The organism is Pseudomonas sp. 44 R 15 (genome assembly GCF_900004965.1).
In the GTDB taxonomy this organism is placed as follows: Bacteria; Pseudomonadota; Gammaproteobacteria; order Pseudomonadales; family Pseudomonadaceae; genus Aquipseudomonas; species Aquipseudomonas orientalis_A.
Genome location: NZ_CVTU01000018.1, coordinates 1 through 20,604 on the forward strand (window position 1 = coordinate 1; position 20,604 = coordinate 20,604).

The following is a 20,604-nucleotide window of genomic DNA, read 5'->3' on the forward strand; positions in this document are numbered from 1 at the left end:
CCGCCGCAATGGGCCATCCATGGCCCAGTGCGGCTAACCCGGCGTCCTGCCGGGTTGCCCACGGATTCAAGCCTGCGTTCGGCCAGCGTGGTTTGACGGGGCGCTTAAGATCAAAAGCAGATCAAGATCAAGATCACGAGCGGCTCGCTTCGCATCGTGGTTACGGTTGGGCACTGCGCAGGCATGTCAGCTGTCACGTTTAAGCCTCTGCAAATCCGAACGAACGTCCTCAAGTTGACACAGTCTGATATTAGGCCCGAGCACGGGTAGCCGCACAGACCTGCCAAGTCAATGAAATATTGGGATTTTCTGATGTGCGCAAAAAACGCCCGATCTGACTGCAGGCCTTGTAGTCCGTGGCTTTCAGCCATGAAAAAAGGCTCTGTTCACAAGGTTATCCACAATTTGTGTGGATAACCTTTCTGTCGTATGGAACTGGAGTGACACATGAAACCACCCTTCAATTTCACCCGTTTCCTGCCTATAGCCGCACGCTTGCTGGGGCGTGGTCGTTTGCCAACCCTGCTGTTTGCTGTCGCGGCCAAAGGCTCGAGCCAGGGCAATCGGTTGGGCCAGCTCAAGGATGACCTCAAGCTGCTTCAGGCCCTGTGCCTGGCCTACTGGCGCGGCGAGTATCGGGCGATCAGCCCCAAGGCGCTGATTTCGGTGGTGGCGGGGCTGATGTACTTCGTCAGTCCGATTGACGCGATTCCGGATTTTATTCCCATGTTCGGTATGTTCGACGACATCGCCGTGCTGGCCTGGGTCATGAAGACCCTGAGCGGGGAGCTCAGCGCGTTTCGCGCCTGGCGCGATGCGCAACGCCCGGAAAAGCTGGCCGTGGTCGAACGTCTTCCGGCCACACCCGAGCTGCTCGCCCAGGAAAACCCACAAAAAAACTGATGCTTTGGGCTATCCCCTGCGACCTCCGTGGCTGTTAGGATTACACTTCCAAGGAAGGAGTAAGGAAATTACTTACTTGGTAAGTGTTTTTATCCTACGGGGCAGTCATGGATATCCAGATCATTTCACGTAATGGCGAACCCGAATATGCGGTGTTGCCATGGGACCAGTACCAGGCGCTGCTGAAAGCGGCCGGTCAGCAACAGCCCACACTGGCTTCTTCCCCCGCCGCACCGATTACTCCCGACCAGGACGTGCACCCGCTCGCAGCCCTGCGCGGCCTGCGTGAAGCCAAGGGCCTGGCGATCGAAACCCTGGCGCGCACAGTGGGTATCAGCCCCTCGTATCTTGGTTTGATCGAAAGGGGTGAACGACAGCCGGATGCCGCCATTCGCCGCAGCCTGGCCTGGGAATTGGGCGTTGCAGGTTGGAGGGATGAATCTTGAGCCTACGTATCAGCCGTCAACATTGGGATGGCTTACTCAACGAACTGGACCAGGCGCGCCGTCAGCGCCATCTGCTGACCTACCGTGCGCTGCTTGAGCGCCTGCAATTCCCGACGCCGGCGATGCAGACCCTGGCCGCCGCCCTGGAGCACCTGGCGGCGCTGGACGCCAAGGCCGAGCAGCCGCTGCGCAGTTCCCTGGTGATCAGCCAGGGTGCCAGCCGCCTGCCGCGCACCGGGTTCTTTGAATGCGTGGAGCGCCTGGGGCGTTTCAGCGGGCCCTCCGACGGTGTGGCCGCCGCTTCCTGGCACGCTTCGGAGGTGGTGCGGGTGTTCGAGTACGAATATCCCGAATCCGCCGAGGCTTAAGCCGGCAGCAGGTCCAGGCTGTCGATCACATGGATGCTGTAACCGGCGATGTCCTTGGCCTGGTGCTTGGCCTGCGACGCCAGCTCCGCCAACTGGCTGGCATCGAGTTGTGCACAGGCCTGTGGATACAAATGCACCACGCCAATCGACAGTGAAAGCAAGGGGAATTCCTGGCGCACGCCCTGGCGGTTGAGTGCGGTGAAGCAGCCGGCGTCGAGGTGCTCGGCGCGGTAGAAACGTCGGCATTGGGTGTGAAAGTCGTCCAGCAGTTGATTGAGCCGTTTGCGCCAGTCCTGTGGGCCCAGCACCAGCAGAAAGTCATCACCACCGATGTGCCCGACAAAGTCGCGGCTGGGATCGACCCGGTCGTTCAGGCACTGCGCCAGGCACAACAGCACCTCATCCCCGCGCCCATAACCATAGATATCGTTGAACGGCTTGAAGCTGTCGATATCCACATAGCAGATCACCGACTCACGCTGTTGCTGCAGCAGGCGCGTCAGGCACTGCTGGATCGGCACGTTGCCCGGTAGCAGCGTGAGCGGGTTGGCGTAGCGCGCCTGCTGGATTTTCAGTTCGGTGATCAGTTTGAGCACATCGATGACCCGTCCCAGGCCCAGGTAGTCGCCATTCAATGTAATGATGAAATCTTCTTCGATGCGTTGCCGCGCGCGGCTGGTGAGCAAGCGGCTGACCTGTTGCAGGGACTGGCTCAACTCCACGGCCAGGAAGTCATCGCTCATCAGGCGGCTGATCGGCTTGCGGGCGAACAGGTCGGTCGCGAAGGGTTTGAGCAGCGCGTCCGACAGCGAGTGTCGATGCACGATACCCACCGGGTGGTCGCGGGCATCGAGCACCGCCAGTGAGTTCAGGTTGGCCTGGCGACGGAATGCTTCGAGCACCTGGGCGGTTGCCGTGTCTTGATCCACCGCCGGCTGTTCAATGAGCAGCGCGCTGAGGTCACTGGCTTCTTCATTCAGGGCGATATTGGCGTGGTCCGGCTTGGGCAGCATCAAGCGTGCTTCCTGCGGTGGATGCTCCTGAGGCCGGCAGAGCAGGTAGCCCTGGACCAGGTCCACGCCCATTTCCGTCAACACCGCCAACTCTTCCGGCAGTTCAATGCCTTCGGCGATCACCTGGGCCCGGGAGGCCTTGGCGATCTGCATGATCGAGCCGACAAATTCGCGTTTGAGCGCGTCCTGGTGGATGCCGTCGATAAAGTGGCGGTCGATCTTCACATAATCCGGGCGTAGCTCCGACCATAAACGCAGGCTGGAGTAACCGGCGCCCAGGTCATCCAGGGCAATGGCAAAGCCCATGTCGCGATAGTGATGTAACGCGGTCTGCAACAGCTTGAAATCATCGGTGGGCGTCTGCTCGGTGAGTTCGATCACCACCTGGCTGGGGGGAATACCGAACTCGCGCAGCAATTGCAGGGTGCGCCCCGGTTGGTGCGCCGTCTCCACCAGGGATTCCGGTGAGATATTGAGAAACAGCTTGCCCGGCAGCTTCTGCTCGCTGAAGCGCCGGCAGGCACTCTCGCGGCAGGCCATTTCCAGTTCGCTCAGGCGCCCGGCATGGCTGGCGATGGAGAACAGGGCGACGGGGGAGTGCAACGGGCTGTTGGACGGGCCGCGACTGAGGGCCTCGTAGCCGAGGATGCGGCGTTCAGACAGGCAAATGATCGGTTGGAACAGGCTGTGCAAACTGCGTTGAGCCAGGATAGAGCCCAATGCATCCAGCTGTTCGGTCATGGTCATGGCACTCTCGGTCGAAAAAAAAGGACCGCAGGCTTGAAACCTGCGGTCCTTATATTTCACGACAGAATGATGTCTATATGATGACACTCCAGGGAGCAATCACATTAAATTGACATCATTTACTGCTTGGCTACCTGCTTGGTGATTTTCAGGTAGTCCAGCAGGATGCGACCGGTCTCGGCCAGATAGGCGTCGTCTTCCGGCTTGGTTTTTTCCGCCTCGGTCGGCAGCGCATCTTCATCTTCTTTCTTCAGTTCCTTGAGCGGGTCCTCGCCCTTGGCCTTGCGGCGCACGTTTTCCAGCACCAGTTGTTGATTCTCGATGTCGGCGTGCTGCTTGCGACGGTCCGCTTCGTTGAGGCTGACGGTTTTCTCTTCCATCAACTTCTTGGCCAGGGCCAGCTTGTCGCGGATGAAGACGAACTCGGCGTCCTTGGCGGAGCGCGTGTCGTGGTCAGCTTTCAGCTGTGCCAGGAACGGCTTGAACGGGTCGGATGCCGGCTTGATCGCAGGGCGGATGGTGTCCCACGGCATGGCTTCGGGCAGGGCGCTCTCGCCGATTTCCTTGGTGTCGATGATCGACGGGAAGTCGATGTCCGGCAGTACGCCCTGATGCTGGGTGCTCTGCCCGGACACCCGGTAGAACTTGGCCAGGGTCAGCTTGAGTTCGCCGTGGTTCAGCGGCTGGATGGTCTGCACGGTGCCTTTGCCGAAGGTCTGGCCACCGATGATCAGCGCACGGTGGTAGTCCTGCATGGCGCCGGCGAAGATCTCCGAGGCCGAGGCCGAGAGACGGTTGACCAGCAACGCCATCGGGCCTTTGTAGAAGGCGCCCGGGTTCTCGTCTTCGAGTACGTCGACACGGCCGTCGGCATTGCGCACCAACACGGTCGGGCCCTTGTCGATGAACAGGCTGGTCAGCTCGGTGGCTTCCTGCAGGGAACCGCCGCCGTTGTTGCGCAGGTCGATGACCACGCCGTCGACTTTTTCCTTCTGCAGCTCAGTCAGGATTTTCTTCACGTCGCGGGTGGTGGACTTGTAGTCCGGGTCACCGGCGCGGAAGGCCTTGAAGTCCAGGTAGAAGGCCGGGATTTCAATCACGCCCAGCTTGTAGTCCTTGCCATCCTGCTTGAGGTTGAGGACTTTCTTCTGCACGGCCTGGTCTTCGAGCTTCACCGCTTCACGGGTGATGGACACGATCTTGCTGGTCTGGTCGTTGGGTGCATTGGTGTGCGGAATCACTTCCAGGCGCACCACGCTGCCCTTGGGCCCGCGGATCAGCTTGACCACTTCGTCCAGGCGCCAGCCGACCACGTCGACCATCTCTTTGTCGGCCTGGGCCACGCCGATGATCTTGTCGGCCGGGGCGACCTGCTTGGTCTTGTCCGCCGGACCTGCCGGCACCAGGCGCACGATCTTGACCTGGTCATTGTCGCTTTGCAGGACGGCACCGATGCCTTCCAGGGACAGACTCATGTTGATATCAAAATTTTCCGCGTTATCTGGCGACAGATAATTGGTGTGCGGGTCGTAGGACATCGCGAAAGTGTTGATGTAAGCCTGGAAGATGTCTTCGGCACGGGTCTGGTCCAGGCGCGCCAGCTGATTCTTGTAGCGCTTGGTCAACAGCTCCTGGATGGCCTTGGGCTCTTTGCCGGCGATCTTCAGGCGCAGCACTTCGTCCTTGACGCGTTTGCGCCACAGGTCGTCGAGCGCGGCGGTGCTGGTCAGCCAAGGAGCGTCCTTGCGGTCCACCAGAAGGGTTTCCTTCTCGGTGAAATCGAGCTTGTCGATGCCTTTGTTCAACTCACCCAGGGCGAAGTCCAGACGCGCTTTGACGCGGTCCAGGTAACGCTTGTAGATGGTGAAACCGGGCTGCAGGTCGCCGCTTTTGAGGAGGTCGTCGAACTGGGTCTTCCACTTGTCGAACTCAGTGATATCACTGGCCAGGAAGTAGCTGCGCGACGGGTCCAGCAGCTTGAGGTAGCTGTCGTAGATGATCACCGAGCGTGCGTCGTCCAGCGGCGGCTTGCTGTAGTGATGGCGCTTGAGCAACTCGACGACGTTAAGGCTGGCAATCACCTCATCGCGATCAGGCTGAAGGTTGTCCCAGCTATTGGCTGCGAACGTATTGGTCGACATCGACGCGAAGCCGAGACCAATGAAAAAAGCGAGGGCGGTGCTGGGGAACAGATGCTTCATGCTGATTCGACGCGGGGGCAATTGATAACGCATATTAGGCCGTCTTTGAGGGAGCCGGTTCCATATGGTCCGGTCGCATAATGCAAAAAGCCCGACGCTACTGCAACGGGCTCAGTCCGGACTCACTATGGAGGCACTGTGAGAGCATTGCAAGGCGTCGAGGGTCATGTCGAGCGGTGTAAGAGCTCGGTCCTACCTGCAATGTAGGTCAAGTTCGCGTTCGCGTGTTGGAAGCGGGCGCTCATCGTGTTGAATATTCCGGAGTTGTAATAGGGCCTATGTAGGAGGGGGCTTGCCCCCGATAGCGGTATGTCAGTGAAGAATGTTTCATCTGATCCACCGCCATCGGGGGCAAGCCCCCTCCCACATGGGGATCTTCTGCAGGGAGATCTTGGTAGGTTCAGGCCCAATGGTGAATCGGCCAGCCCGCCTGTTCGGCGTGGGCCCGCAATACCGGGTCGGGGTTGACCGTCTGTGGGTGATCCACCTTCAGCAATAACGGCAGGTCATTGCGCGAATCCGAGTAGAAACAGGCACCTTCCAGGGTTTCGCCTTCCTGCTCAAGCCATTGCAGCAAGCGCGTGATCTTGCCTTCGCGGTAAGTCAGCACGCCCTCGGTCTTGCCGCTGTACACCCCGTGGCTGACCTCCAGCTCGATGCCCAGCACTTCGTCGATGCCGATGCGCGCCGCAATCGGCGTGACCAGGTGCGTGCCCGAAGCGGAGATCACCAGGATCCGGTCTCCATTGGCGCGGTGTCGGGCGATGGTTTTGGTCGCGTCGCTGTAGATCAGCGGCTCGATCACGTCCTCGACCCAGGGTTCCACCAGGTGTTCGATCTCTTGCGGGGTGCGGCCGATCATCGGCTCCAGGCTGAAATCCATGAAATCCTCCATGCGCAGCTCGCCTCGGCCGTAGGCCGCCATCAACTCGTCGTTCCTGCGCATGAATGACTCAGGGTCGACCCAGCCCAGACGGCCCATCTGCGCGCTCCACAAGGTGGCGCAGTCGCCATGGATCAGGGTGTCGTCCAGATCAAAAATTACCAATGCCATCCGAAATGCTCTCTCATTCAGTCGTTGCCCGTCAGGCTACTTCACACAGCGCGCTGGGGTCGATGGAAAGTGCCAGGCGCTGGCCGTCCGGATGCAGATCGTCGGCAGAGCGGTTCAGCACATCCACCACCAACTCCACGCCACGGGCTTCGATACGATAGCGAATCACGTTGCCCAGCAGGCTGTGGCTGCGCACCAGCGCGTCAAGGTCGCCGTTACGGCTCAGTTCGATGGCTTCGGGGCGGATCGCGATGCGCCCACTGATCGGTCGTTGCAGCAGTTGGCTGGCCTTGTCGGCATCGAGCAGGTTGTAGTTGCCGATAAACCCGGCGGCGAACACATCCACCGGCGCAGTGTAGAGGGTCTCGGCATCGCCGCTCTGTACGATTCTGCCCTGATTCATCAGGAAGATGCGGTCCGACATGGTCAGGGCTTCCTCCTGGTCATGGGTGACGAAAATGGTGGTCAAGCCGAGTTCGCGCTGGATCTGGCGGATCTGCTCGCGCAGGTGCTTGCGAATCCGTGCATCCAGCGCCGACAGCGGTTCATCCAGCAGCAACAGGCGCGGGCGGGTCACCAGTGAGCGGGCGAGGGCGACGCGCTGGCACTGGCCGCCGGACATCTGGTGCGGATAACGACCGGCCAGGTCCTTGAGCTCGACCAATTGCAGCACCTCCTGGACCCGCTTGTGACGGTCGTCGGCGTTGACTTTCTGCATGCGCAGGCCGAAGGCGACGTTCTGTTCCACGGTCATGTTGGGAAACAGCGCGTAGCTCTGGAACACCATGCCGATATGCCGTTTCTGCGGGCTTAGCGGGACGATGTCCTGGCCATCGAGCAGAATTTTCCCACTGTCCACCGAGGTCAGCCCGGCGATGCAGCGCAGCAAGGTCGACTTGCCGCAACCGGACGGGCCGAGCAGGGTGACAAACTCGCCCTTGGCGATTTCGCAATTGATATCACTGAATACCGGGGTGCCGGTATAGCTCTTTTGCAGGTGTTGGACGCTGACGAAGCTCATTGGCTTTTGTCCTTGTTCAAGATATTGGCGGCCCAGGTCAGCACCAGCACAAAGAAGAAATAGGAGATCACGACGGCACTGGTGAAGTGGCCGCTGCTGTTGCGCATGTTGTTGAGGTACACCTGCAGGGTTTCATAGCGGGTGCCGACCAGGATGTTGGCGAACACGAACTCACCGAACAGGAATGAGAACGACAGCAGAAGCGCCACCATCAGGCCTTTGCGCAGATTGGGCAGCACGACCAGGAACGCCGCTTGCCAGGTGCTGGCGCCGAGCAGTTGCGAGGCGTCCATGAGGTCGCGCAGATTGATCGCCTGCAGGTTGTTGGTGATTGCGCGGTACATGAACGGCAGCGCCACGGTGAAGTAGCAACCGATCAGAATCCACGGCGTACCCACCATTGCCAGCGGCCCGGACCCGTACAGTTGCAGCAGCCCCACCGACGACACCACCGGCGGCACCGCGAACGGCAGCAGGATCAGGATGTTCATCAGCGCATCCAGCCTGGGGAAGTGGTAATGCACCACGAACAGCAGCGGCAGGATCAGCACCACCGACAGGATCAGCGCGCCCACGCACACCAGCAGCGATTGCCCGAAGGCCATCAGGAAGCGCGGGTCGCTCCATAGCTGCACATACCATTTCAGGCTGAAGCCGGCAGGCAGGATGGTGGCCGACCAACTGCTGGAGATCGAATAGACAAAGGTGCCTGCCAGCGGCAGTACCAGGATCAGGAACAGCCCGTACACCACCACCCGATGGTAGAGGGACGCCGGGCCGGCATCAGCGCGAGACATGGTAGCTCCTCTTGAGCAGCAGTTGATGGACCACCGTGACCACGGTCATCAGCGCCACCAGCACTACGGCCAGGGCGCTGGCCATGTTCGGGTCCAGTGACACGTCACCGGAAACCAGCCCCGCGATGCGGATCGGCAGCACGTTGAAGTTGCCGGTGGTGAGGGCGTACACGGTGGCATAGGCGCCAAGGGCGTTGGCCAGCAGAATCACGAACGTGCCGAGCAGGGCGGGGGTCAGGACCGGCAAGCCGATGTGCCGCCAGAACTGCCAGCCATTGGCGCCGAGCAGGGCGGCCGATTCGCGCCAGTCTTCGCGCAGCGCGTCAAAGGCCGGGTACAGCAGCAGGACGCCGAGGGGGATCTGGAAGTAGGTGTAGAGGAGGATCAAGCCGGTTTTGGAGTACAGGTTGAAGTCCTGGATGATCCCCGCCTGCTTGAGCATGATGGTAATGCTGCCGTTGAACCCCAGCAGGATGATGAACGCGAAGGCCAGGGGCACGCCGGCGAAGTTGCTGGTCATGTTGGCAAACGCCGTGACGAAATTGCGCAGCGGCGAATCGACCCGGCGCAGGGAGTAACTGCCCAGCGTGGCGATGATGATGCCGAAGACGCTGGAGTAGAAGCTGATCTCGAGGCTGAACTGGATCGCCTGCAGGTAGAACTTCGAACTGAAAATGCGCGTGAAGTTTTCCAGGCTCCAACCGCTGTCTTCGGTTTGCAGGCTGTTGATCAGCACCCAGGCCAACGGCGCGATCTGGAACACGATAAAGAACAGCGCGAAGGGCGCCAGGCACAGTAAGGCCAGCCATTTGCCGCGAACCATGCCACTCATTTGAGCAACTCCCGGCAGACCGGTTTGTCGTGGGGCACGCCGAGCAGCGCGCAGACGGTACCGCACAGGTCGGTCTGTTTCGGCGCGGCGGCGGCATCCAGGCTGAAGGCGTCGCCGAGTACAAACAGCGGCACTTCGCGCTCCTCCGGCAGCAGGCCGTTGTGGGAGCGGTCGTTGTTCATGCCGTGGTCGGCGGTGACCAGCACCTGGTAACCGGCGTCGAGCCAGCCTTGCAGGTAGTCGGCGAGAATAATGTCGGCCGAGCGTGCGCTGTTGCGGTACTGCGCAGTGTCGAGGCCGTGCTTGTGACCGGCGTCGTCGATGTTCATCGGGTGCACCAGCAGAAAGTCCGGCGCGTGCTTGAGGCGCAGGCTTTCGGCGTCGGCAAACAGGTGGGAGTCCGGGTAGTGGTCATTCCAGTAGAAATGCCCATGCTGGATCGCCAGCGCCGCATCGTCGGTATGACGATCACGGGCGGCGAGAAAGGGGGTGCGGTTATACAATTCGCTGACCCAATGGTAAGCCGCCGCCGCGGTGGTCAAGCCGGCACGGGTGGCGTAGTGGAAAATGCTGCGCTGGCTGGACAGGCGCGCGACGTTGTTGTGGACGATGCCGCTCTGGATCGGCGGCACACCGGTCAGGATGCATTCATACAACGGGCGGGACAGGGCGGGCAGTTCACATTCCAGTGTGTAGAAGGCTGCGCGTCCTGCGCCGACATAAGCCTGCAAGTGCCCCATGGCGTGCCGGGCGACCCCGGCGTTCAGGCCGTCGAGCACGACAAGGATGACAGGGTGCTTCATGGGGGCTGGGGCTCCGCGACAAGATTGGACTTCACTCGATTTCCCGCTGGAAACCGGATGCAAGTGTGGGAAGAGGCAAGCCCTGATGCCAGTCCGTTAAACGTACACCGCCCTCTGTAGGAGCGAGCTTGCTCGCGAAAAACGTCAACGATAACGCGTGCTTCTGGATGAACGCGGTGCCTGTGAATTTTTCGCGAGCAAGCTCGCTCCTACAAAAAGCCCTAACTGACTGGCATCAGGGCAAGCCCCCTCCCACATTGGATCTCCAGTGGATCTCCAATGTGGGATTAAACCCTCACTTCATTTCGACAATCACCTGCTCGTTCCACAGCTGCGGCAGCTTCTTGGACGTCGCTTCCCAGGCATCGGCATCCTTGATCGGCTGCGGGTTGGCCTTGGTGTATTGTTCACCCGGGATCAGGTTCTTGGCGATGTCAGCCGGCAGTTTCAGGTCGGTCTCGGCGCGGATCGGACGGGCATTGCCTTTGGCCAGGTTGAGTTGGCCGGCATCGCTGAAGATGTATTCGCGCGTCAACTTGGCGGCGTTCGGGTGCTTGGCGTACTTGTTGATGATGGTGGTGTAGCCGGACTTCACCGAGCCATCCGATGGGATCAGCACCACGTAGTCATCCGGGTTGGCCATCTTGGCCTTGTAGCTCAGGCCGTTGAAGTCCCAGACGATACCCACTTCGACTTCGCCTTTTTCCAGGGTGGCGATGGTCGGGTTGGACAGGCCGAGGCGACCTTGCTGGGCAATCTTGGTGAAGAACTGCAGGCCCGGTGCGATGTTTTTCTCGTCGCCCTTGTTGGCGATGGCGGCGGCGAGTACCGCGTTGGAGGCTTGGGCGGCGGTGCTTACGTCACCCACCGAGACCTTGTATTTGCCGGTTTGCAGGTCGGCCCAACTGGTCGGGACTTCGGAGCCGTGGAGCAATTTCTTGTTGACGATAAACGCGATAGTGCCGGTGTAGGCCAGTGCCCAGTGGCCGTCTTTGTCCTTCGCCCAATCCGGTACCGAAGCCCAGGTGGAGGGTTTGTACGGCTGGGTCACTTCCTGCTTCACCGCGATGGGACCGAAGGCGGCGCCCACGTCGCCGATATCCGCGCTGGCATTGTCTTTTTCGGCCTTGAACTTGGCGATTTCCTGGGCCGAGCTCATGTCGGTGTCGATGTGCTTGAGGCCATGGATGCGGGCCAGGTCGTCCCAGGTGCCTTTCCAGTTGGCCCAGTCATCGGGCATGCCGACGCTGTTCACGGCGCCCTCGCTCTTGGCGGCGGCTTCCAAGGTTTTTAGATCGGTATCAGCGGCCATGGCGGCGGTGCACATGGCAATGGTCGAGCCTAACAGTGATGCCAGGAAAAGCTGTTTCATCCGAAGCTCCTTTGGGCGTTTTACACGCGGCGTTTTATATGAACGTTGGCGAGGGTGTGGTCTAGGTCAGCAATACCTGAGCCAATCTAGGCCCGATGGATGACAGTTTCATGTCGATGTCGTTTTTGAAGCACGGGTGTCGCTCCGTTCAGACTTAGCGTAGACCATGCCCAAGTGCCCGCAGGCCATGGACTTGGCCGATGTATTGCAGGGTGTGGTGCGGGCAGCGACCTGCGTTGTCATCTGTCGGTCATCTGCAATGCCTAGGCTGGCAAGCAGCAGCACGAGCCCATCAAGAGCGCGTTTTATGCACCCGAACAGTGCTGGTCTAGTCCAGATAGGTAACGTTGATGCGTGACGAGGCAATCAAGGCGGTAACCTCCATCGGCCTGGCGCTGCAAGAGCAGATCGATCATGGCCTGTTGCCGCCTGCCAGCAAACTGCCCGCCGAACGCAAGCTCAGCGAGTTGTTTGGTACCACTCGGATTACCGTGCGCGAAGCTTTGTTACAGCTGGAGGCCCAAGGGCAGATCTATCGCGAGGAGCGCAGGGGCTGGTTCGTCTCGCCACCCCGGCTGGCCTATAACCTGATGCAACGCAGCCACTTTCACGCGATGGTCAGCGACCAGGGGCGTGTGGCGTCCACTGAGGTTATTTCGGCGCGCCTGCAACCGGCGTCGGCGGCGGTGTGTGCGTGGCTGCGGCTGCCGGCGTTGTCCAGCGTGATCCAGATTTGCCGGGCGCGCAGGATCGACGGGCGTCTGGTGCTGTACGTGGAGCACTACCTGAACCCCCACTATTTCCCGGACATCCTGGCGTGCGATTTGAATCAGTCGATGACCGAACTCTATGCGCGCAAGTACGACTTGCACTATGGGCGGGTGCGTTTCGAGATCGTGCCGACCTCATTGCCGGTGGAAGCCGCCGCTGCGTTGCGCGTATCGGTGGGCAGCCCGGGCTTGCGGATCGCCCGGGTCAACTATGACCAGCACCAGCGCTTGATCGATTGCGACCTGGAGTTCTGGCGCCATGATGCGATTCATGTGGGGGTGGACGTTAAGGCATCAGTGTCTTGATCACCTGATTCACATTGGTTTCCAGCTCTGTCACAGGATCGGCACCGTCTACATTCAACACCAGCAGGTTGGCGCCGCCGGCACTGACAGCCGCTTTCACCGCCTCACTCGGCTGGCGGTGGTGCAGCACCAGCGCCACCTCATTGTCCTTGAGCTGCGCACTGAGCGTTTGCAGCGCCTCAGGCGTCCAGTCTGCATCCGGACGCGCATCGGTACCGAGCACTTCCAGGTTCAAGCTGCTGACCAGATAGGCGAAGTGATCGCTCAAGCTGACCACACTCAGATTATCGGCCCTGGCCAGGCGCGCCTCGCTGTCGGCGGTGAGCTTGAGCAGGCGTTGCTTGAGCGCGGCCAGGTTAGCGTCGATCTGCGCTTTGGCGCCCGGCGCCAGGCGGCTCAGGTCGGCCGCCAACACATCGGCCATGCGTCCCATGTTGTTGCTCGACTGCCAGGGTTGGCTGTTCAAGCCATCGCTGACGCCCGGCTGCACGGCGATGCCCGGCAAACCGCCGTCCACCGGGCGTGCGGCGTCGACTTCGACAATACGGATGTTGCTGCGTCGCGCCACGGGGTAGAGCGGGTCATCGGCCCACAGCGAGCGCAGGCCGATGGCGGCATCGGCATCCTGGGCCAGTTGGCTCAGCGCCGACGCACCGCGCCCGGTGAAGTAGGACACTTGCCGCGAACCGGGCAAATTGGCGGGTGCCGCGCGTTCGAGCTGCACTTCGCAGCCTTTGAGCAGCACTTCAGCAAGGCCGTAGGTGATCGGCAACGACGCCAGCACCTTGACCGGTTTTACCGATTTGGCCTTGGTCAGCGCGGCATGGCCAAGGCCATGGTTGGCAACGAAGTCCCTGGTTTGAAAACCATCCACGACGGCGAGCGCCGAGGTGCTGAGCAAGCAGGCAATGGTCAGGGCCAGTGGGCGAAAGACAGGGCGCATTATCCAAGATTCCCTTTGAGGCTGGGCACTGTGCCGCGCGCGATGGCGGCGAAGGCGAAGGCGATGCCGGCAACCAGAATGATCGCGGCACCGGAGGGTACAGGCAGGTCGAAGATGATCGGCAGCAGGATGCCGCACAGGGTACTGACGGTAGCGATGGCCACCGAAACCCAGAAGAAGCCCTTGAGCGATTGGCTCAACAGCCGCGCCGCCGCCGCCGGAATCACCAGCAGGGCACCGACCAGGATTGCGCCGATCACCTTGACCGCCGCGACGGTGATCAGCGTCACCAGAATCACGAACAGATAGTCCAGGGTCTTCACCGCCACGCCGCGCACTGCCGCCAACTGCGGGTTGAAGCTGGCGAGCATGATGCGGTTGTACAGCGGCAGCGCCAGGGCCATCACCAGCGCACCGACCACCGCCAGCACCAGCAAGTCGTTGCCGTTGACCGTCAGCACCGAGCCAAACAGCACGTTTTCCAGGATGTGCACATTGATCTTGCCGGCCAGGGTCAACAGCAGGCTGGCGCCCAACGCCAGGGACACCGACAGGAACACGCCGATCAGCGTATCCGGCGCCAGGCCGGTGCGGTTGCGCAGGTAATTGAGCAGGATGCCGAACAGCAGGCAATAGCCGAACAGGCTGCCGTAGGGCCCGGTGTAGGGTTCACCGAGCAGGATGCCCACGGCCACGCCGGTCAGGGCGGCATGGCCGACCGCTTCGGAAAAAAACGCAAAGCGCTTGACCACCACCAGCGTGCCCAGTCCGCCCAGCACCGGGCCGATCAGCAACCCGGCGAGCAGCGCGTTGACCACAAAACCATAGGCCAGCGCCTCCGGCAAATAGCCGGAAGAGGCCCAGCCCTGGACCATCAAGCGAAACGCTTCATAACTCATTGCGCCGGGCTCCGAGGGTGAGTGGAAAACAGGCTCAGCAGGCGATCCGGGGTCAGCGCTTCCCGGGGCGTGGCGTCGAACAGCACGCGGCGGTTCAGGCCGGTGACACGGTCGGCCAGACGGCCAACGGCTTCCAGGTCATGCTCGACCCACAGCACGGTGATCCCGGCCAGTCGCCAGTCCCTGAGCAAGCGTTCGAACACCTGGATACCGGCTTCGTCCAGCGCCGACATCGGCTCATCCAGCACCAGCAACTGCGGCGCCGGAATCAGGCCCTGGGCCAGCAGCACACGCTGGCGCTCGCCACCGGACAGCGCGCCCATGCGCCGCTTGCGCTTGTCCTGCATGCCGACCCGTTCCAGCGCCTCGCCAATCGCACCGGCGTAGTGCCGGGACAGGCCAAGAAACGCCGGCCGCCGCTGGCACATGGCAGCCATGAAATCATCCACCGTCATCGGCAGCCCCCGGTCGAACTCCAGGGCCTGGGGCACGTAGCCAATGGTGCCGGGCGTGGTCGGCCATGCGAGGCTCAATCGGCCCTGATGCGGCGTTTGTCCCAGCAGGGTCTTGATCAGTGAACTCTTGCCGCCGCCATTCGGGCCGACCAGCGCGTGGATGCTGCCGGGCTGAACCTGGAAGCTCACGCCATCGAGAATCACGGTACGGCCCAGGGTCAGCGCGACGTTGTCGAAGTCCAGCGTCGGGCCGCTGCTTGCAATGTTCAGATGTTCTGCCGCCGTCATGTTCCCGACTCCTGGATCGCCCGGACCACGGTATTGAGGTTGCCGGTCATTTCCACTTCGTACTTCTGGGCGCTGTATTCGCCGTAGGAAATATGTGACAGCGGATACAGCTTGACCCCGGATTCACGCTGGATCGTATCGACATAGGTGGACGGGAAATCCATTTCCGAGAAGATCACTTTCACGTCCAGGGCGCGCAGTTCATCGATGGTTTTCTTCAGCTGGCTGGGGCTCGGTTCGATGCCGTGGGCCGGTTCGACCACGGCGGTGACTTCCAGGCCGAACTCGCGCAGCAGGTAGTCGTAGGCCGCGTGCACCGTGGCTACGCGCAGGTCCGGGTTGGGTGCGCTGGTCAGCTTGGCCAGGGCGTCGGCGCGCATCTGGCGCAGACGCTTGCCGTAGGCGCGGGCGTTCTGGGTGTAGGCCTTGGCGTTGTCCGGGTCGAGCTTGCCCAACTCGCGGGCGATGTTATTGACCTGGGCAATCGACGCGCTGATCGACAGGAACGTGTGCGGGTTGACCACCTTGCCCGCACCGCGCGCGGCATTGCCGGTGGCGGCCAGCAGCGGCACATTGGCGTTGGCTTCGATCACCGGGATATCCGGGCGCTCGCTGGTGGCGATCATGCGATCGGCGAAGTCGTCATGCCCCACGCCATTGAGCACGATCACGTCCAGGGTGCCGATGCGCTTGATGTCTTCGGCGCGCGGCTCGTAGGCATGGGGGTTGAAGCCCGCCGGAATCAGCGGCACCACGTCGGCCTTGTCGCCGACGATGTTGGCCACGTAGCTGTAGTAAGGATGCAAGGTGATACCGATGCGCAGGCGTTTGCTCGCTTCGGCATTCGCCAGGGGAGCGAGGACCAGGCTGAACAGGCCAACCAGCAACAGGCGCAACAGGGGAGATGAAATGGACATGGGCAATCGGTCTTCTCGTTCAGTGGCGGTGCTGGCGGGTCACGCCGGCATCGAATTGCGCGACCACCTGCTGCCAGCCGGCAGCGATCAGCGCCTGGTCAGTGAGGTCGAAGGGGACGGCCAGGTGTTTGCCACGGTTGAGCCAGATATCCGGCTCGGCGCCTTGCACGCGCATCAGCAGCGAGCCACTGGTGTCGGTGGCCTGGCTCAAGCCCAGATAGGTCGAGGGCGCGAGCAGTTGCCAGCGATGATCGCCACGGCTGACGGAACTGGCGTCCTGGGCGAACGGTGCAAAGCCTTCTTGCGCCAATTGGTCCGGCGTGGGCAGGGCGTTCTGCTCTTGTTGCAGCAAGTGGATTTCATCCAGGGTCACCCGCAGGTCGGCGTAGATGCCTTGTTCGGCCGCGCTCAGGTCGCGCCGGGCATCCAGCTGATGACTGGGCACAGCTGCGACCTCTTGGGTTTCACCGTGCAAGGCCACCACCGTTCCCGCCACCGCCAGGATGATCAGGCACAGCAACAGCACATAGAGGGTTTCATGCCCCGCGCCGGCGGGGCGCACTACCTGTACGGTACTCATTGCGCCTGGATATCCGCTTGGTCGATTTCCACCACGTGACCGGGGCCGGCATCGAACAGTACATAGAATTCGGCCGTGGGTTTCTTGAAGGTCAGGGTCGAATCCTCACCGAGCTTGCCCGGTACCAGGATGGTCTCGTCGTAGCCGATCACATCCAGGGTCACGCCCGGAGCGCCGCTGCCGTCGGAGAACCCGCCCTTGCACTGGATCTGTTCACCGGGGATTTCCTTGCACTCGCACATCGGGTTGTGAGCGAGGGCAAGTTGACTGAAGCCGGTACTGAGCAACAGTACGCAACCGGCAGTCAGGCGTTTGAATATCATGGTTTGACTCCTTGCTTGTTCAACCAGGCAATGGTGGCAGGCGAGGCCTGGCTCAGCGGGATGGAACCCTGGTGCATGGTGCCGTCCCAGCCTTCCATGGTGACCCACAGCTCGGCATCGACCGGCGTGCGTTCCGGCACCGGCACGATGGCGCCCATGCGGTACGGCGTACCGAAGAAGATCACCCCGGCGGCCCGCAGGCTGCGGGGCTTGCCGATGCGCAGGTAGGTGGCCTTGACCTGCTCGGCACAGGTGGCGCACAGGGCGGCGTTAAACGCTTTCATCGGGCCGGCCGGGTCCGGGCGCGGGCCTTCGTTGCGAAACTCGGCGAGGGTCAGGCTCCAGGGGCCGACTTGAATGTCCCCGGCGACCCGCTCGCCAATGCCGGCATCCCCGCGAAACAGGGCGGCATCGGCAAAATACTTGGGCATGAAGCCCAGCGGCACCAGCAACAGCAGGATGTTTATATGGAAACGCCACTTCAGCCACCAGGCCCGCAGGGGTGAAGAGGGTTTGGCCGCGACTCTGCTCATCAGTGAGTCTCCGAGGTTTCAGCCTGCAAGGCTGGGGTGGGCACAGGCTGGCGCTGGGTCTTGGCCTCGCGTTTGAAAGCGTTGAGGGTGGCGAGGGCGGTGCGCTTGGTCCAGATCAGCAAGCCGCTCAACACCATCATGCTCAGCACCAGGCCGAAGAAGGCCCAGATCAGCTTGATCCACAGGCCGCCAAAGTCACCGGTGTGCAGCGGGCGCATGGACTCGGTGACGAACTCCAGCGCGGTGCGGTCGGACAGCAGGTGCGATACGGCGATTTCACCGCTGTAGGGATTCAGTTGCGCGGTCTGGAACATCAGCGGGTACCAGCCGCGCCCGCCGATCTGCAGGTGGCTGTAGGCATTGAGCGGCAGGAAGGCAAAGGTGGCTTCCAGCCCGGGGATGCGCTGGGTGGCGATCTTGATCGCGTCGTCCAGGGCAATCATCGGGGCCGGCACGCCGGGTGCGGACAGCGGCACCTTTTCCCGGGCAATCACCGGCACGATGGGCTCGCTGGAAATGGAGATCTGGTTGTCACCCAGAATCGCCTGGATCAGGAACCAGGTGCCGGTAATGGAGATGACGGCGATGAACCAGATCGACCAGATACCGCTCAAGCGGTGGAAGTCGCCCCAGAAAATCCGTGCGCCGTGACGGATGCGCAGGGTGGGCCGCAAAAAACCTTTCCAGAAACGCTTGTACACCACAAGGCCAGTGACCAACGAGGCCAGCAGCGGCAGGCCGAGCAGCGACACCAGGTACCAGCCCCAACTGAAGCCATTGGTAAACGGCACCAGCCACCAGCCGTGCAGGGCGCGGGTGAATTGCTGGAAGTCGAAGGCCGGGCTGATCCCCTGGAGGGCGCCCGTGTAGGGGTTGGCATAGGCATCGACCGAACGCCCGTCCGGATAGCTGAGGCCGACCATCAACGCGAAGTGCGATTCGTCGGGACGGATGATCGAGCGCACGATGACCTGGGGCTCGTCGCGCTTGATGGCGGCGATCACCTGGTCGAAGCTCAGCGGTTGGGCATCATCGGAGGGCTTGCTCGCGCGGATATCCGGGTTGGCCAGCCAGACGATTTCCTGGCTGACCACCGCCAGGGTGCCGGTGACGCAGACGATCAGGACAAAGAACCAGATGGGCAACGCCAGCCAGCTGTGTACGAGAAACCAGAGTTTTGAGCGTGACTTCTTCGACATGTGGATGAGGGTCTTGATGGAAGGGGCGATGGAGGCCCGGAAAAGGCCGGTCGTAGCTTTTGCTGACGCGACGGGCTGTATCTAAATTAAGACGAATGAGAATGAGAAATCCCCAGGCGAGAAATGAAAGAAAATGTTTCAGGCGCACAGCGGCCTTACGCATGGGCGCTGATCTTGCGTGATTGCTCCCACGGACTGGGTGCACGCCGAGGCAGAGTGATAAGCGCGCAACTACGTAGTTATATAAGTATAAAAATAATCTCGCGGGAAGCTGAACGGGTTATTGACGGTGTTATTTACTTTTTAAATGAATGCATTTTAACGGCTGAATACCTATGGTTGCGGGAGGTGGGCGCAGGCGTGGGTTGAAACCTGAAAAAAAGCAGGGATATTGTATTGACGCTGTCGAAGGCTTCGGCTTTAGTAGGTGTCGGCATGGAAGTCAGATAATTTTAAAAAAAGGAAGTGTATTAAATGACCGTCTCCGTCGCTTATCCGACCCCCCTTATAATAAGTTGTTGTTACTTTCCTGCGTGGCTGATTGCATCGGCCAATTGATCGCCGCCTGCCTCCCAAGTCGATTGTCATTGTTGCGAATATCGCTGTTCCCGCCAGGGAAGGGCACGCGTTCATATGCCTTAACAGAGAGTACCTACTCATGTCGATTTTTGATCAAGAAATTCACCGCTCGGTGCAGTGGCAGGACTGGCGTTGGCAGCAGAAGAATGCCCTGCGTGATGAACCGAGTCTTCGTGCTGCCTGCGGTGGTTGGGATGAGCAGACCACGGCGCACATCGAACATAACCTGCTGGGGCGCAAGATGCAGATCACGCCGTACTACATTGATCTGATCAGGCGCTCCGTCACCAGTGGCACCGTCATGGACCACCCGCTGTGGCGGCAAGTGGTGCCGTACTGGAGCGAGCAGGTCGAGGGTGATTACGATGGCACCTCCGAGAACTGGGAGCTGGGCCATGAAATGAAGACGCCCATCTGCCAGCACAAGTACGACAATCGCGTGATCCTGCGCACCACCAATACCTGCAATGCCTATTGCCAGTTCTGCTTCGAAGCGCTGCGCACGTTGCAGGTGGGCACGGACAAGGCCAACGCCAGCCGGGATTCCTTCATGGAGTCGGTGGAGTACATCCGCGCCAACCCGGCCATCGAAGAAGTGATTCTCAGCGGCGGCGATCCGCTGATGCTGGCCGACCGCAAGCTCGAAGAGTACCTGGCCGCGCTGCGCGGGATCAGCGACGACCTGCTGATCCGCGTTCACTCGCGGGCCTTGAGTTTCAACCCGTTTCGCGTGACCGATGAGTTGATCGCGATGCTGGAAAAGTACAAGGTCAATGCTTTTGGCGTGCATGTCTGCCACCCGCTCGAACTCAGCGCTGACTTTGCCGTGGCGGTCAAACGTATTCAGGGTGTGGTGCCGATCGTGTTTTCCAATATGCCGTTGTTGCGCGGCGTCAACGATGATGAAGCCACACTGCATAAACTGTTTATCGATCTTTATCGTTTGGGTGTGAAGCCTTATTACTTATATCACTTCATGCCGTTTTCTCCCGGCGCCTCTGAATACAAGGCGTCGATCAGTCAGGCCATCGCCATCATGGATCGCCTCAAGCGGCGAGTATCCAATATTGCCCTGCCCGAATATGTTCTACCGCACGCCCAAGGCAAGTTTACGGTGCCGCTGCTGGACTTTGAAAAGCCTGAGGACTTGCCGTACTTCGAAGTTCGCGATGGGCAGCGTCATTACCGTTTCCGTAACTGGGAAGGGCAGTGGTGCAGTTGGCAGGATGCCTGAATAAATTGATGGACTAAGGCG

At 60.9% G+C, this 20,604-nt stretch carries 21 protein-coding genes; 5 read left to right on the top strand and 16 right to left on the bottom strand.

Translation table 11 applies throughout. The features are described from left to right. Positions 1-447 precede the first annotated feature (447 nt). From BFP93_RS01215 to BFP93_RS01225, 3 genes are all read left to right on the top strand, one after another. Positions 448-903, top strand: coding sequence for a YkvA family protein (locus BFP93_RS01215; RefSeq protein ID WP_065891625.1), 456 nt, complete (start codon positions 448-450; stop codon positions 901-903). A gap of 107 nt (positions 904-1,010) precedes the next feature. Continuing rightward, a complete protein-coding gene (locus BFP93_RS01220) occupies positions 1,011-1,349 on the top strand; it encodes a helix-turn-helix domain-containing protein (RefSeq protein WP_065888215.1) in 339 nt (112 codons plus the stop codon). Next, the gene (locus BFP93_RS01225) at positions 1,346-1,717 is read left to right on the top strand and encodes a hypothetical protein (RefSeq protein WP_005786715.1); all 372 of its coding nucleotides are present in this window, start codon (positions 1,346-1,348) and stop codon (positions 1,715-1,717) included. Before BFP93_RS01220 ends, BFP93_RS01225 begins: the two co-directional genes overlap by 4 nt. On the opposite strand, the gene BFP93_RS01230 is transcribed toward BFP93_RS01225, so the two are convergent. The 8 genes from BFP93_RS01230 to BFP93_RS01265 form a co-directional block, all read right to left on the bottom strand. Next, positions 1,714-3,477 carry a bifunctional diguanylate cyclase/phosphodiesterase gene (locus BFP93_RS01230; protein ID WP_065891626.1) on the bottom strand — a complete coding sequence of 588 codons (1,764 nt, stop codon included), beginning with the start codon at positions 3,475-3,477 and terminating at the stop codon, positions 1,714-1,716. The two genes, BFP93_RS01225 and BFP93_RS01230, sit on opposite strands and share 4 nt — an antisense overlap. Positions 3,478-3,596: 119 nt before the next feature. Next, the gene (locus BFP93_RS01235; protein ID WP_240995381.1) at positions 3,597-5,678 is read right to left on the bottom strand and encodes a carboxy terminal-processing peptidase; all 2,082 of its coding nucleotides are present in this window, start codon (positions 5,676-5,678) and stop codon (positions 3,597-3,599) included. 400 nt (positions 5,679-6,078) lie between these two features. Beyond that, the gene (locus BFP93_RS01240) at positions 6,079-6,732 is read right to left on the bottom strand and encodes an HAD family hydrolase (protein WP_065891627.1); all 654 of its coding nucleotides are present in this window, start codon (positions 6,730-6,732) and stop codon (positions 6,079-6,081) included. A gap of 31 nt (positions 6,733-6,763) precedes the next feature. Next, positions 6,764-7,753, bottom strand: a complete 990-nt coding sequence (locus tag BFP93_RS01245) for an ABC transporter ATP-binding protein (RefSeq protein ID WP_065891628.1) — start codon at positions 7,751-7,753, stop codon at positions 6,764-6,766. Continuing rightward, a complete protein-coding gene (locus tag BFP93_RS01250) occupies positions 7,750-8,550 on the bottom strand; it encodes an ABC transporter permease (RefSeq protein WP_065891629.1) in 801 nt (266 codons plus the stop codon). Before BFP93_RS01250 ends, BFP93_RS01245 begins: the two co-directional genes overlap by 4 nt. Further along, a complete protein-coding gene (locus BFP93_RS01255; RefSeq protein WP_065888221.1) occupies positions 8,537-9,382 on the bottom strand; it encodes an ABC transporter permease in 846 nt (281 codons plus the stop codon). The genes BFP93_RS01250 and BFP93_RS01255 overlap by 14 nt, the downstream gene beginning before the upstream one ends. Beyond that, complete coding sequence (locus BFP93_RS01260; protein ID WP_065891630.1) at positions 9,379-10,185, bottom strand: alkaline phosphatase family protein; 807 nt, start codon at positions 10,183-10,185, stop codon at positions 9,379-9,381. The genes BFP93_RS01255 and BFP93_RS01260 overlap by 4 nt, the downstream gene beginning before the upstream one ends. A gap of 295 nt (positions 10,186-10,480) precedes the next feature. Then, entirely contained in the window at positions 10,481-11,557 is a 1,077-nt protein-coding gene (locus BFP93_RS01265; protein WP_065888223.1) for an ABC transporter substrate-binding protein, read from the bottom strand. Between the two features lie 350 nt (positions 11,558-11,907). On the opposite strand from BFP93_RS01265, the gene BFP93_RS01270 reads away from it, so the two are divergent. Then, positions 11,908-12,633, top strand: a complete 726-nt coding sequence (locus BFP93_RS01270; protein WP_065891631.1) for a UTRA domain-containing protein — start codon at positions 11,908-11,910, stop codon at positions 12,631-12,633. Here BFP93_RS01270 and BFP93_RS01275 read toward each other — a convergent pair. Genes BFP93_RS01275 through BFP93_RS01310 form a run of 8 tightly spaced genes read right to left on the bottom strand, consistent with a single transcriptional unit; the run spans position 12,614 to position 18,770 of the window. Then, positions 12,614-13,576, bottom strand: a complete 963-nt coding sequence (locus tag BFP93_RS01275) for a metal ABC transporter solute-binding protein, Zn/Mn family (protein ID WP_065891632.1) — start codon at positions 13,574-13,576, stop codon at positions 12,614-12,616. The two genes, BFP93_RS01270 and BFP93_RS01275, sit on opposite strands and share 20 nt — an antisense overlap. Further along, a complete protein-coding gene (locus tag BFP93_RS01280; protein WP_065891633.1) occupies positions 13,576-14,475 on the bottom strand; it encodes a metal ABC transporter permease in 900 nt (299 codons plus the stop codon). Before BFP93_RS01280 ends, BFP93_RS01275 begins: the two co-directional genes overlap by 1 nt. Beyond that, positions 14,472-15,218, bottom strand: a complete 747-nt coding sequence (locus BFP93_RS01285) for a metal ABC transporter ATP-binding protein (RefSeq protein WP_065891634.1) — start codon at positions 15,216-15,218, stop codon at positions 14,472-14,474. Before BFP93_RS01285 ends, BFP93_RS01280 begins: the two co-directional genes overlap by 4 nt. Then, entirely contained in the window at positions 15,215-16,135 is a 921-nt protein-coding gene (locus BFP93_RS01290) for a metal ABC transporter substrate-binding protein (protein WP_065891635.1), read from the bottom strand. The genes BFP93_RS01285 and BFP93_RS01290 overlap by 4 nt, the downstream gene beginning before the upstream one ends. A 19-nt stretch (positions 16,136-16,154) precedes the next feature. After that, a complete protein-coding gene (locus tag BFP93_RS01295) occupies positions 16,155-16,715 on the bottom strand; it encodes a DUF6162 family protein (protein ID WP_065891636.1) in 561 nt (186 codons plus the stop codon). Further along, the gene (locus BFP93_RS01300) at positions 16,712-17,038 is read right to left on the bottom strand and encodes a hypothetical protein (protein WP_065891637.1); all 327 of its coding nucleotides are present in this window, start codon (positions 17,036-17,038) and stop codon (positions 16,712-16,714) included. The genes BFP93_RS01295 and BFP93_RS01300 overlap by 4 nt, the downstream gene beginning before the upstream one ends. Beyond that, on the bottom strand, positions 17,035-17,571 hold the full coding sequence (locus BFP93_RS01305) for a thiamine pyrophosphate-binding protein (protein WP_065891638.1): 537 nt from the start codon (positions 17,569-17,571) through the stop codon (positions 17,035-17,037). The genes BFP93_RS01300 and BFP93_RS01305 overlap by 4 nt, the downstream gene beginning before the upstream one ends. Beyond that, positions 17,571-18,770, bottom strand: coding sequence for a PepSY-associated TM helix domain-containing protein (locus tag BFP93_RS01310; RefSeq protein WP_065891639.1), 1,200 nt, complete (start codon positions 18,768-18,770; stop codon positions 17,571-17,573). Before BFP93_RS01310 ends, BFP93_RS01305 begins: the two co-directional genes overlap by 1 nt. Positions 18,771-19,428: 658 nt before the next feature. On the opposite strand from BFP93_RS01310, the gene BFP93_RS01315 reads away from it, so the two are divergent. Then, a complete protein-coding gene (locus BFP93_RS01315; RefSeq protein ID WP_065891640.1) occupies positions 19,429-20,583 on the top strand; it encodes a KamA family radical SAM protein in 1,155 nt (384 codons plus the stop codon). Positions 20,584-20,604 lie beyond the last annotated feature (21 nt).

What these genes read in the sequence shown, in the direction of transcription:
- BFP93_RS01295 (WP_065891636.1), bottom strand. Translation starts at nt 16,715, where the DNA reads ATGAGTACCGTACAGGTAGTGCGCCCCGCCGGCGCGGGGCATGAAACC.
- BFP93_RS01265 (WP_065888223.1), bottom strand. Translation starts at nt 11,557, where the DNA reads ATGAAACAGCTTTTCCTGGCATCACTGTTAGGCTCGACCATTGCCATG.
- BFP93_RS01250 (WP_065891629.1), bottom strand. Translation starts at nt 8,550, where the DNA reads ATGTCTCGCGCTGATGCCGGCCCGGCGTCCCTCTACCATCGGGTGGTG.
- BFP93_RS01255 (WP_065888221.1), bottom strand. Translation starts at nt 9,382, where the DNA reads ATGAGTGGCATGGTTCGCGGCAAATGGCTGGCCTTACTGTGCCTGGCG.
- BFP93_RS01235 (WP_240995381.1), bottom strand. Translation starts at nt 5,678, where the DNA reads ATGAAGCATCTGTTCCCCAGCACCGCCCTCGCTTTTTTCATTGGTCTC.
- BFP93_RS01240 (WP_065891627.1), bottom strand. Translation starts at nt 6,732, where the DNA reads ATGGCATTGGTAATTTTTGATCTGGACGACACCCTGATCCATGGCGAC.
- BFP93_RS01220 (WP_065888215.1), top strand. Translation starts at nt 1,011, where the DNA reads ATGGATATCCAGATCATTTCACGTAATGGCGAACCCGAATATGCGGTG.
- BFP93_RS01215 (WP_065891625.1), top strand. Translation starts at nt 448, where the DNA reads ATGAAACCACCCTTCAATTTCACCCGTTTCCTGCCTATAGCCGCACGC.
- BFP93_RS01270 (WP_065891631.1), top strand. Translation starts at nt 11,908, where the DNA reads ATGCGTGACGAGGCAATCAAGGCGGTAACCTCCATCGGCCTGGCGCTG.
- BFP93_RS01305 (WP_065891638.1), bottom strand. Translation starts at nt 17,571, where the DNA reads ATGAGCAGAGTCGCGGCCAAACCCTCTTCACCCCTGCGGGCCTGGTGG.
- BFP93_RS01285 (WP_065891634.1), bottom strand. Translation starts at nt 15,218, where the DNA reads ATGACGGCGGCAGAACATCTGAACATTGCAAGCAGCGGCCCGACGCTG.
- BFP93_RS01245 (WP_065891628.1), bottom strand. Translation starts at nt 7,753, where the DNA reads ATGAGCTTCGTCAGCGTCCAACACCTGCAAAAGAGCTATACCGGCACC.
- BFP93_RS01315 (WP_065891640.1), top strand. Translation starts at nt 19,429, where the DNA reads ATGTCGATTTTTGATCAAGAAATTCACCGCTCGGTGCAGTGGCAGGAC.
- BFP93_RS01300 (WP_065891637.1), bottom strand. Translation starts at nt 17,038, where the DNA reads ATGATATTCAAACGCCTGACTGCCGGTTGCGTACTGTTGCTCAGTACC.
- BFP93_RS01260 (WP_065891630.1), bottom strand. Translation starts at nt 10,185, where the DNA reads ATGAAGCACCCTGTCATCCTTGTCGTGCTCGACGGCCTGAACGCCGGG.
- BFP93_RS01280 (WP_065891633.1), bottom strand. Translation starts at nt 14,475, where the DNA reads ATGAGTTATGAAGCGTTTCGCTTGATGGTCCAGGGCTGGGCCTCTTCC.
- BFP93_RS01275 (WP_065891632.1), bottom strand. Translation starts at nt 13,576, where the DNA reads ATGCGCCCTGTCTTTCGCCCACTGGCCCTGACCATTGCCTGCTTGCTC.
- BFP93_RS01230 (WP_065891626.1), bottom strand. Translation starts at nt 3,477, where the DNA reads ATGACCATGACCGAACAGCTGGATGCATTGGGCTCTATCCTGGCTCAA.
- BFP93_RS01310 (WP_065891639.1), bottom strand. Translation starts at nt 18,770, where the DNA reads ATGTCGAAGAAGTCACGCTCAAAACTCTGGTTTCTCGTACACAGCTGG.
- BFP93_RS01290 (WP_065891635.1), bottom strand. Translation starts at nt 16,135, where the DNA reads ATGTCCATTTCATCTCCCCTGTTGCGCCTGTTGCTGGTTGGCCTGTTC.